We start from the raw sequence: 9,235 nt of genomic DNA on the forward strand, positions 1-9,235 counted from the left end.
GAAGACCTGCTCAAGTTCGGCCTGATCCCGGAATTCATCGGCCGCCTGCCGGTGCTGGCGACCCTGGGCGACCTGTCCGAGACGGCGTTGATCGAGATCCTCACCCGGCCCAAGAACGCGCTGGCCAAGCAGTATATGCGCATGTTCGAGATGGAAGGCGTCAAGTTGCGCTTCCAGGAAGAGGCGCTGCATGCCATCGCCCGCAAGGCGATCCAGCGCAAGACCGGCGCGCGCGGCCTGCGCTCGATCCTCGAAGGCATCCTGCTGGAGACCATGTTCGAACTGCCGACCCTGTCGGGCGTGCAGGAAGTGGTCATCACCAGCGACGTGGTCGAGGGCAAGGCGCGCCCGCTCTATACCTATTCCGACAAGGTCGAGGCGAGGGAGAAGTCCGCTTCCTGAGCCGGCGCCGGCTGCGGTTCGCGCCGGCCGGATCTGCCGCGCAGCACGCTGCGCAGCAGCCGTGTGCCCGGCTGTTCCAGCACCAGATAGCAGAGATGGCCCGCCATCAGGCCGGCGGCGATCACCGCCGGCACATAGGCCCAGATCGCGTGCGGCCCGAAGATCCCGCGCCACATCACGCCCATCGCCAGCAGGGTGAGGTTGTGCGACAGGTAGAGGCTGTAGGAACTGTCGCCCAGCCGCACCATGGTCCGCCGCACGATGTCCCGGGGCGCGGTGTTCCAGGTCAGCACGCAAAGCCCGACGGTGACGAGCCCGACGCCGGCATTGACCCACATGGATGCGTGCCTGCCGACGAAAAGGACATGGATCATGACGATCGCGGCGATCAGCAGCGTGACGCCCGGAATCCGCGGCAGCGTTCTGCCGGAGGCCAGCCACGCGCTGCGGACGGCCGCCAGATAGAAGCCCATCAGGAATTCGAAGATGATGGGCGATGACCAGACGCGCAGCAGCGCGTTCTGGGAATGCAGCAGGGTGCCCGCCAGCCAGACCAGGAAGAAACTCGCCGTTATCGCCGCGATGCCCCAGGCGCGGCGCAGGAACAGGCTCGCGGCCACCACGACGTAGAAGGCCATCTCATAGTTCAGCGTCCAGCCCTGTCCCAGGATCGGCCGGTGCTTTCCCTCGACATTGAAGTAGGGGATGAAGAACAGGCTCTTGAACAGTTCGCCCAGGTTCAGCCGCCCCATGTCGAAATGGCCGCCCAGGCGGGAACTCGCCAGGAATATGACGCACTGAAGCAGGGTGAGGGCCCAATAGAGCGGGATGATCTTGCTTATCCGGTCGGCGGCGAAATTGCGCGGCGCGTCCTTGCGGCCGAACTTGTCCAACGCGACATATCCCATCACGAAGCCGCTGATGACGAAGAAGATGTCCACGCCCAACTGCCCGTCCAGGCCCAGGCGCGGAACTGTCATGTGGTATTTCTGCTCCCAATTGTCGTAGCGATCCTCGACATGGGAGAAGAAGACCATGAAGGCCGCCAGGAAGCGCAGCATCTGCAGCGCGTACAGCTTTTCCCGGCCCGTGGCGGCCATGCGCGGGGCACCTGGTTTCGAAATGATCGGCGCTGCAATCTGGTTCATCCCGAAGTCCGGTACGCTCCCTGAAAGGCACGCTATGACGTAAGCGGCAGGGAACACGGGACATTTTTGTGATATCGGGGAGATCCGCGCCGCGGCGCGGACGTCACGGCATGGTCAGCAGACCGCACCAGAACTGCGTTCCCGCGCTTGTGTCCACATCGTGTTTGCGCAGGAAGGCAAGCTTCCCGTCGGTTCCTATGCGGAACAGCGACAGTCCCGCACTGACGTCCTCAACGCGGTTCCCTGTGTGCACGGGCAGGGCAAGCTGGCTGGCGGCGATCAGCAGGGTGCCGCCCGGATCGATGGCGAAGGTGCGAATCTCGAAGCCGTGGCTGTCGATGTTCTGGATGCGGGTGGGCTCTCCGGTCTGGGGATTCAGCGACCAGACCGCGATGTCGTTCTCGCCGCCGTTCCAGACTTTCCGGCCCTGATAGTCCACGGTCCCCGATCCGCGGTTGGTCTGATAGACGAAACGGCCGTTGGGATGGACGTGGACCGGTCCTGCGGTCTGTCCCGGATATTTCGCCTTCGCGCCGGGATCGGCCAGTGCGTTCCTGATGAACAGCGGTTCTGCGCCGAAAGTGCCATCGGTCTTGAGGTCATAGATGCAAAGCGCATTCTCGCGTTCCAGCGAAACGGCGACATGGTGTGGCGCGAAGTCCAGGTGACGGGGGCCAAAGCCGATGCCGTTGCCGTGCGGCGCCAGCGGCTGGAGATTGGAAAGCTGGCCGTCTTCGAATGCGAATACCTTGATCGCGCCCGGGTCCTCGGGATGACCGGGACGGGGATCGTTGCCGCGCGTCACCAGCGCCGCCGTCCGGTTGCCCGGCGTCACGCGCACCTGATGGGCATAGATGCCGGTATCCAGCGCGTGCTTCTGCACCACCGGCTCGCCGATCGTGCCGTCGGCGTTCAGCCAGTGGACGGTGATGCTGCTGGGCAGGTTGTAGGCGATCAGGAGAAAGCGGCCGGTGTGGTCCACGGTGGCGTGGATCGGCCGGTGCGCGAGCGTCACCGCGCGGCCATGCGCGCTCAGCGCGCCGTCGGCGCCGATGCGGAAAGCCTGCGCGCAATGGCCTCCGGCATCGGGGCCCAGTCCGCCCGGTTTTGTGTTGCTTGCCACCACATAGAGGAACCGGCGCGCGGGATCGGGCCAGGCATACTGGACATTCGCCGGCAGCGTCACCGCGCCCCTGGGCGTCAGTGTCGCCGCCGCGACGTCCAGTGCGTAAAGCGACAGCCGCGGACCCACGCTGGCGTAAAAGGGCAGGGTGCGGTCTTGCGCGAAAGCGGAGGGGGCAAAAGCCGCCGGCGGCAGGGCCCCCAGCATGGCGATGACGGCGCGCCTGTCCAGCATCCTTTTCCCCCTTTATCTTATCGTTACCGCCACGATAGACGCGGGCCGCCATGACAGGCAATTGCTCCGCATACGGGCGGCAATTCTGCCATGGCGGCTCAAAAAAATGCGGTTCCCGGCGATTTCCACTGCGAAAACGGGAACTTGCCGCGATAAGCCCTTGGCTGCCTTGAAACACTCCATTAGGGAGGCCACTTTACCGTATCCGGAGTCGGCCGGATGGGCGGCTCCCTATTCCAGGCTTCGCCCAGTCGGGGAAGCCGATCCAAGCGCCGGCAGACCCGGCAGGAGCAAGCACATGGCGGATGACGCCACCAAGACTGCAGAGACCCGCGACAACCCGGCGAGCGCGCCGGTTCTGCCGCTGCGCGACATCGTCGTATTCCCTCACATGATCGTTCCCCTGTTCGTGGGCCGCGAGAAGTCCGTGCGCGCGCTCGAAGAGGTGATGAACGACGAGAAGCAGATCCTGCTTCTGACCCAGAAGAACGCCGCGGAAGACGATCCGTCGGCCGATGGACTGCATTCCATCGGCACGCTCGCGACCGTGCTGCAGCTGCTGAAGCTGCCCGACCAGACGGTGCGCGTGCTGGTCGAAGGCAAGGCGCGGGCCCGCGTGACCGGTTTCAGCCCCCGCACCGACTTCTTCCAGGCCACGGTCGAGAAGGTGGTGGAGGATTCCCCGCCCGCCCAGGAATCCGAGGCGCTGATGCGCACGGTGAAGGCCAATTTCGAGCAGTACATAAAGCTCAACAAGAAGATCCCGTCCGAAACGCTGGCGGCGGTGGCTCAGATCGACGATGCGGCCAAGCTGGCCGATACCGTCGCCTCCCACCTGTCGGTGAAGATCGGCGACCGCCAGGCGCTTCTGGAGACGTTCGGCACCACCGAGCGGCTGGAGAAGATCCTTTCGCTGATCGAGGCGGAGATCGGCGTGCTGCAGGTCGAGCGGAAGATCCGCAGCCGCGTCAAGCGCCAGATGGAGAAGACGCAGCGCGAATATTACCTGAACGAGCAGCTCAAGGCGATCCAGAAGGAACTCGGCGAAGGCGAAGAAGGCCGCGACGAGATGAACGAGCTGGAAGAGCGCATCCGCAAGACCAAGCTGTCGAAGGAAGCGCGCGAGAAAGCGCAGGCCGAGGTCAAGAAGCTGCGCTCCATGTCGCCCATGTCGGCCGAAGCCACGGTGGTGCGCAACTATCTGGACTGGCTGCTTTCGCTGCCCTGGGGCAAGAAGAGCAAGGTCAAGCGCGACATCGTTGCCGCCGAGAAAGTGCTGAACGACGACCATTTCGGCCTGGAGAAGGTCAAGGAGCGCATCCTTGAATACCTGGCCGTGCAGCAGCGCGTCGGCAAGCTGAAGGGACCCATCCTGTGCCTGGTCGGGCCTCCGGGCGTGGGCAAGACCTCGCTGGCCAAGTCCATCGCCAAGGCCACCGGCCGCGAATATGTCCGCATGTCGCTGGGCGGCATGCGCGACGAGGCCGAGATACGCGGTCACCGGCGCACCTATATCGGCTCGATGCCCGGCAAGATCATCCAGTCGATGAAGAAGGCGAAGACCTCGAACCCGCTGTTCCTGCTGGACGAGATCGACAAGCTGGGCGCGGACTATCGCGGCGATCCGTCGTCGGCGCTGCTGGAGGTGCTGGACCCCGAGCAGAACGCCACCTTCAACGATCATTACCTGGAGGTCGATTTCGATCTCTCGGACGTGATGTTCGTCACCACGGCCAACAGCCTGCACATGCCGCAGCCGCTGATGGACCGCATGGAGATCATCCGCATCCCCGGCTACACCGAGGACGAGAAGGTCGAGATCGCCAAGCGTCACCTGATCCCGGAAGAGGTCAAGGCGCATGGCCTCAAGCCCACGGAATGGACGATCACCGATGACGCCATCCGCGATCTGATCCGCTACTACAGCCGCGAGGCGGGCGTGCGCAATCTGAAGCGCGAGATCGCCAACCTGGCGCGCAAGGCGGTGAAGGAGATCCTGTCCAAGAAGGTCAAGCAGGTGGAGGTCACCGCCGGCAATCTCGGCAGCTTCGCCGGCGTGCGCCGTCACCGGTTCGGCGAGATCGAAGGCGAGGATCAGGTCGGCGTCGTCACGGGGCTGGCCTGGACCGAGGTCGGCGGCGAGACGCTTACCATCGAGTCCGTCATGCTGCCCGGCAAGGGCCGTTTCCAGGCGACGGGCAAGCTGGGCGACGTGATGAAGGAGTCGATCGACGCGGCCAGGTCCTATGTCCGCTCCAAGGCGACCAGCTTCGGCATCAAGCCGCCGCTGTTCGACAAGATCGACATCCATGTGCACGTGCCGGAAGGCGCGACCCCGAAGGACGGTCCTTCGGCCGGACTGGCGATGGCCACCTCCATCATTTCGGTGATCACCGGCATTCCGGTGCGCCGCGATGTGGCGATGACCGGCGAGGTGACGTTGCGCGGCCGGGCGCTGCCCATCGGGGGCCTGAAGGAAAAGCTCCTGGCGGCTCTCAGGGCAGGGATCACCACGGTGATCATCCCCAAGGAGAACGAGAAGGATCTTGCCGAGGTACCCGACAATGTGAAGACCGGCATGAAGATCGTGCCCGTGTCGTCGATGGGCGAGGTGCTGCAGGTGGCGTTGACCCGCCAGCCGGAGGCGATCGACTGGGTTGAACCGGAGGTCGGGACCCGGCTTCCCCTGGCCGATGAAGATATCGACCAGATGGTCACCCACTAGGACTAAATACCTGAAGACAGGGCCCGGAGCCGTGGTTCCGGGCCCTTTTTCTTTGCCGGCGCAAGGCAGAAATCCCCCGATTCCGCGTGTTTTCGGCTTTACGGGCCGCTCTGGCCCCCCCTACAGTTCTGCCCCGCCATGCTGGCAGCACCAAAATGGCGGGGGAGGAAGCACCTGCGCGAGCGGAGCGACCACTGCAAGGAGCGTCGGCGGGAGCCGGAGCGACCACTGTAAGGAGCGTCGGCGAGAGCCGGAGCGACACTTAAAAAAGGAGCCATCCGTGAACAAGAACGATCTCATCCAGAAGCTTTCGGACACGACGGGTCTTGCCAAGAACGACGCCGCGAAGGCCGTGGATGGGGTTTTCGATCTCATCGCCGCCACGCTCAAGACGGGCGAGGAAGTGCGCCTGACCGGCTTCGGTGTGTTTGTGGTGGCAACACGTGCGGGCGGCAAGGGGCGCAACCCGCAGACCGGTGAAGAGATCACCATCAAGCCGTCGCGCCAGCCGCGGTTCCGTCCCGGCAAGCAACTCAAGGATTCGCTGAATTGAGCGGGCAGGCGCGGTCCGTCCTGATGCCGCTGGTCCTGGTCTGGCTGGCGGTCCATGCGGCCGTGCTGGCGGCGATCCTCGGCCTCAAGTTCCTCACGGCCAAGGCCGTCGTGCTGTTGCTGCTGCTGGGCGGCGCGCTGTGGCTGGTTCTTGGCCGGCCGCGGCGAACGGCATTGCCGCCGCCGCACGGCATGGTATGAGGCGGCGTCCGGGCGGTTAGCTCAGCTGGTAGAGCATATCGTTTACACCGATAGGGTCGGCGGTTCGAACCCGTCACCGCCCACCATGTCCTTTGGCCCGGAAGGAGCGGTGCGGGGCTCCCGCACATGTCCACTCCGTCATTGGTCATCCCGCTTCGCCGCCGCTAGCTTGCTGCAAAAGGAATCCTGCTTGCGCCTGCCGATCCTGCTTGCCGTCTCCGCTCTTCTGCTTGCCGCCTGCGGCGGGCGGCAGCAGCCCCCTCCCTGGATGCGCCCGGCCGAAAAGCCGCGGGACGAAAATTATCATGGCGGCTCCTCCGCCATGCTCCTGAAATACGACGCCAATCATGACGGCACGCTGACCCGGACGGAACTGATCGCGGGCCTCCGGGCGGAATTCGCGGCGCACGATACGCACCACAATGCGTGCCTGGATGCGGAGCAGGCGGGCGAGATCAATCAGGCGCGGGTGGATGCCGACCAGTCCACCGCAACGCCGCTGATGGATTGGAACCAGGACGGCTGCATCGACTACACCGAATTTTCCGCCGTGCCTTATTCGCTGTTCGATCAGCTCGACCGCAACCATGATGGGAAACTGACGCCGCAGGAACTGGGTCCGGCGGGCGCGGGCCCCGGCAAGCCGGCGCAGCCCGATGGAGAGCATGTGCGCCGGGGCCGCAGGCCGGGCGGCGCGCCACCGGATCAGCAGGCCCCGGAGCAGGATCAATGACGGTCATTTGCGGTCCGGGATCTTCGCGGACTGGCGCTTGACTTGGGTTGGGGGCTCCCCTACATCGGCCCCCTTCGCGCGCGGTCCGGCTCGCCGGACGCAGCTTCGCGGGGGCGTAGCTCAGTTGGTTAGAGTGTCGGCCTGTCACGCCGAAGGTCGCGGGTTCGAGCCCCGTCGCTCCCGCCACTTTCTCAGTAAAATTGAGGAAGTGGTTCGTTTGCCGAACCCGCTCGCGGGTTCATCTCGCCGGGGCATGACGCTGGCGCTAGCCCCGGCTCGATCCCGTCGCTTGCGCCATTTCTCCGGAAACGGCCCGTTCCGCAGTGTTGCCGGAGGCCGCGGACTCTCGCTTTCTAAGAATGGTTCGCAATTAAGCGCGCGGTTGCCATTGCCATCGTCGCACCCCCGTTCCCGCGCTGATTTTCCTGTTTTTCTGCCGCGAATCTTCCTTTAAACCCCGCGTTGCGCGCGGGCAGGGCCTGCCTATACTGCGCGCGCGAAATGACACCGGTCCGGCCAGTTGGGGGCGCAAGCGCGCTTGGGGCATGGGCCATGGGATACGCGTATGGAAAAGCTGCTGCTGGAGTATCTGCCGATCCTGATCTTCATCGGGCTGGCGGCCGTTCTCGGCGGAGCGCTGATCCTGGTGCCGCTGGTCGTGGCGCCCAGCAAGCCCGATCCCGAAAAGCTTTCGGCCTATGAATGCGGTTTTCCCGCCTTCGGCGATGCGCGCATGAAGTTCGATGTGCGTTTCTATCTGGTTTCCATCCTGTTCATCATCTTCGACCTGGAAGTGGCGTTCCTGTTCCCCTGGGCCATCACGCTGGGCGCGACGGGCGTCTTCGCCTTCTGGTCCATGATGGTGTTCCTGGGCGTGCTGACGGTCGGTTTCATCTATGAATGGAAGAAGGGCGCGCTCGAATGGGAGTGATTCCTGCAGGCAAGGCAGGCCGCGCCGGAGTCGAAGGCGCCAACCCCGCCATCGGCGACAACGATCCCTATTTCAAGGCGTTGCAGGCCGAGATGGCCGACAAGGGCTTCCTGGTCACCAGCTCCGAGGCGCTGGTGAACTGGGCGCGCACCGGCTCACTGATGTGGATGACCTTCGGGCTGGCCTGCTGCGCGGTGGAGATGATGCAGGCGTCGATGCCGCGCTACGACCTGGAGCGGTTCGGCATCGCGCCGCGCGCCAGCCCGCGGCAGAGCGACGTAATGATCGTCGCCGGCACGCTGACCAACAAGATGGCGCCCGCGCTGCGCAAGGTCTACGACCAGATGCCCGAGCCGCGCTATGTGATCTCGATGGGATCGTGCGCCAATGGCGGCGGTTACTACCACTACAGCTATGCGGTGGTGCGCGGCTGCGACCGCATCGTGCCGGTGGACATCTATGTTCCCGGCTGTCCGCCCACGGCCGAGGCGCTGGTGTACGGAATCCTCCTGCTGCAGCGGAAGATACGCCGCACCGGAACGATCGAGCGCTGATATGACCGATCTGGAGTCCTTGAGCGAAAGCATCACCTCGGCGCTGGGCGCCGCCGTGACCGGCACGGTGCTGGCGCGCGGCGAGCTTACCCTCGAAGTCGTGCCGGCCGATATCCCCGCGGTGATGGCCCATCTGCGCGATGCGCAGGACTTCAAGATCCTGGTGGACATCTGCGGCAATGACTGGCCGCAGCGCCCAAAGCGCTTCGATGTCGTCTATCATCTGCTGTCGCTGACGAAGAACGCGCGCATCCGCGTCAAGGCACAGGCGGGGGAGGGGGAAAGCGTGCCCTCCATCGTCTCCATATACCCCGCGGCCGGCTGGTTCGAGCGCGAGACGTTCGACATGTATGGCGTGCCCTTCGACGGGCATCCGGACCTGCGGTGCATCCTCACCGATTACGGTTTCTCCGGCTATCCGTTGCGCAAGGACTTTCCGCTCACCGGTTATGTCGAATTGCGCTATGACGACGAACTCAAGCGCGTGGTCTATCAGCCGGTGCAGCTGGTCCAGGAATTCCGCGACTTCGATTTCATGAGCCCGTGGGAAGGCGCGCCGCACATCCTACCCGGCGATGAAAAGGCTGCGATGGCGCCGAACGCAACGTCGGGCGACACGGGGAAGAAGGCGT

At 64.5% G+C, this 9,235-nt stretch carries 8 protein-coding genes, 2 tRNA genes and 2 pseudogenes; 10 read left to right on the forward strand and 2 right to left on the reverse strand.

Features of this window, described 5'->3' with window-relative positions:
* Positions 1–402 (forward strand): annotated as a pseudogene (locus VHB27_RS15390) (ATP-dependent Clp protease ATP-binding subunit ClpX); the annotation flags it as partial.
* Here the strand turns inward: VHB27_RS15390 and VHB27_RS15395 are convergent.
* Positions 360–1,550, reverse strand: a complete 1,191-nt coding sequence (locus VHB27_RS15395; RefSeq protein WP_325601975.1) for an acyltransferase family protein — start codon at positions 1,548–1,550, stop codon at positions 360–362. The pseudogene VHB27_RS15390 and the gene VHB27_RS15395 overlap by 43 nt on opposite strands.
* Positions 1,551–1,653: 103 nt before the next feature.
* Complete coding sequence (locus VHB27_RS15400; RefSeq protein ID WP_325601976.1) at positions 1,654–2,907, reverse strand: lactonase family protein; 1,254 nt, start codon at positions 2,905–2,907, stop codon at positions 1,654–1,656.
* 298 nt (positions 2,908–3,205) lie between these two features.
* Here VHB27_RS15400 and lon point away from each other — a divergent pair, with 298 nt between their 5' ends.
* From lon to VHB27_RS15445, 9 genes and pseudogenes are all read left to right on the forward strand, one after another.
* Positions 3,206–5,632, forward strand: a complete 2,427-nt coding sequence (gene lon / locus VHB27_RS15405; RefSeq protein WP_325601978.1) for an endopeptidase La — start codon at positions 3,206–3,208, stop codon at positions 5,630–5,632.
* Positions 5,601–6,185 (forward strand): HU family DNA-binding protein, encoded by a 585-nt coding sequence (locus VHB27_RS15410; RefSeq protein WP_325601980.1) that lies wholly within the window; start codon positions 5,601–5,603, stop codon positions 6,183–6,185. The genes lon and VHB27_RS15410 overlap by 32 nt, the downstream gene beginning before the upstream one ends.
* Positions 6,182–6,385 carry a hypothetical protein gene (locus VHB27_RS15415; RefSeq protein ID WP_325601982.1) on the forward strand — a complete coding sequence of 68 codons (204 nt, stop codon included), beginning with the start codon at positions 6,182–6,184 and terminating at the stop codon, positions 6,383–6,385. Before VHB27_RS15410 ends, VHB27_RS15415 begins: the two co-directional genes overlap by 4 nt.
* Positions 6,386–6,395: 10 nt before the next feature.
* Positions 6,396–6,471 (forward strand) — tRNA-Val (locus VHB27_RS15420).
* Positions 6,472–6,575: 104 nt separating this feature from the next.
* Positions 6,576–7,118, forward strand: a complete 543-nt coding sequence (locus tag VHB27_RS15425; RefSeq protein WP_325601983.1) for an EF-hand domain-containing protein — start codon at positions 6,576–6,578, stop codon at positions 7,116–7,118.
* Between the two features lie 109 nt (positions 7,119–7,227).
* Positions 7,228–7,304: transfer RNA gene (locus VHB27_RS15430), tRNA-Asp, on the forward strand.
* A gap of 379 nt (positions 7,305–7,683) precedes the next feature.
* Positions 7,684–8,049, forward strand: a complete 366-nt coding sequence (locus VHB27_RS15435) for an NADH-quinone oxidoreductase subunit A (protein ID WP_325601985.1) — start codon at positions 7,684–7,686, stop codon at positions 8,047–8,049.
* Positions 8,050–8,138: 89 nt separating this feature from the next.
* Positions 8,139–8,603, forward strand: a pseudogene (locus tag VHB27_RS15440) (NuoB/complex I 20 kDa subunit family protein); the annotation flags it as partial.
* A gap of 55 nt (positions 8,604–8,658) precedes the next feature.
* Positions 8,659–9,235 (forward strand): NADH-quinone oxidoreductase subunit C (locus tag VHB27_RS15445; protein WP_325601987.1); only part of this gene is annotated, 577 nt, incomplete at its 3' end.

Source organism: Rhodopila sp. (assembly GCF_035548235.1).
Lineage (GTDB): Bacteria > Pseudomonadota > Alphaproteobacteria > Acetobacterales > Acetobacteraceae > Rhodopila.

Coding starts and splice junctions, on each gene's coding strand:
- VHB27_RS15395 (WP_325601975.1), bottom strand. CDS start 1,550: ATGAACCAGATTGCAGCGCCGATCATTTCGAAACCAGGTGCCCCGCGC.
- VHB27_RS15400 (WP_325601976.1), bottom strand. CDS start 2,907: ATGCTGGACAGGCGCGCCGTCATCGCCATGCTGGGGGCCCTGCCGCCG.
- lon (WP_325601978.1), top strand. CDS start 3,206: ATGGCGGATGACGCCACCAAGACTGCAGAGACCCGCGACAACCCGGCG.
- VHB27_RS15410 (WP_325601980.1), top strand. CDS start 5,601: ATGAAGATATCGACCAGATGGTCACCCACTAGGACTAAATACCTGAAG.
- VHB27_RS15435 (WP_325601985.1), top strand. CDS start 7,684: ATGGAAAAGCTGCTGCTGGAGTATCTGCCGATCCTGATCTTCATCGGG.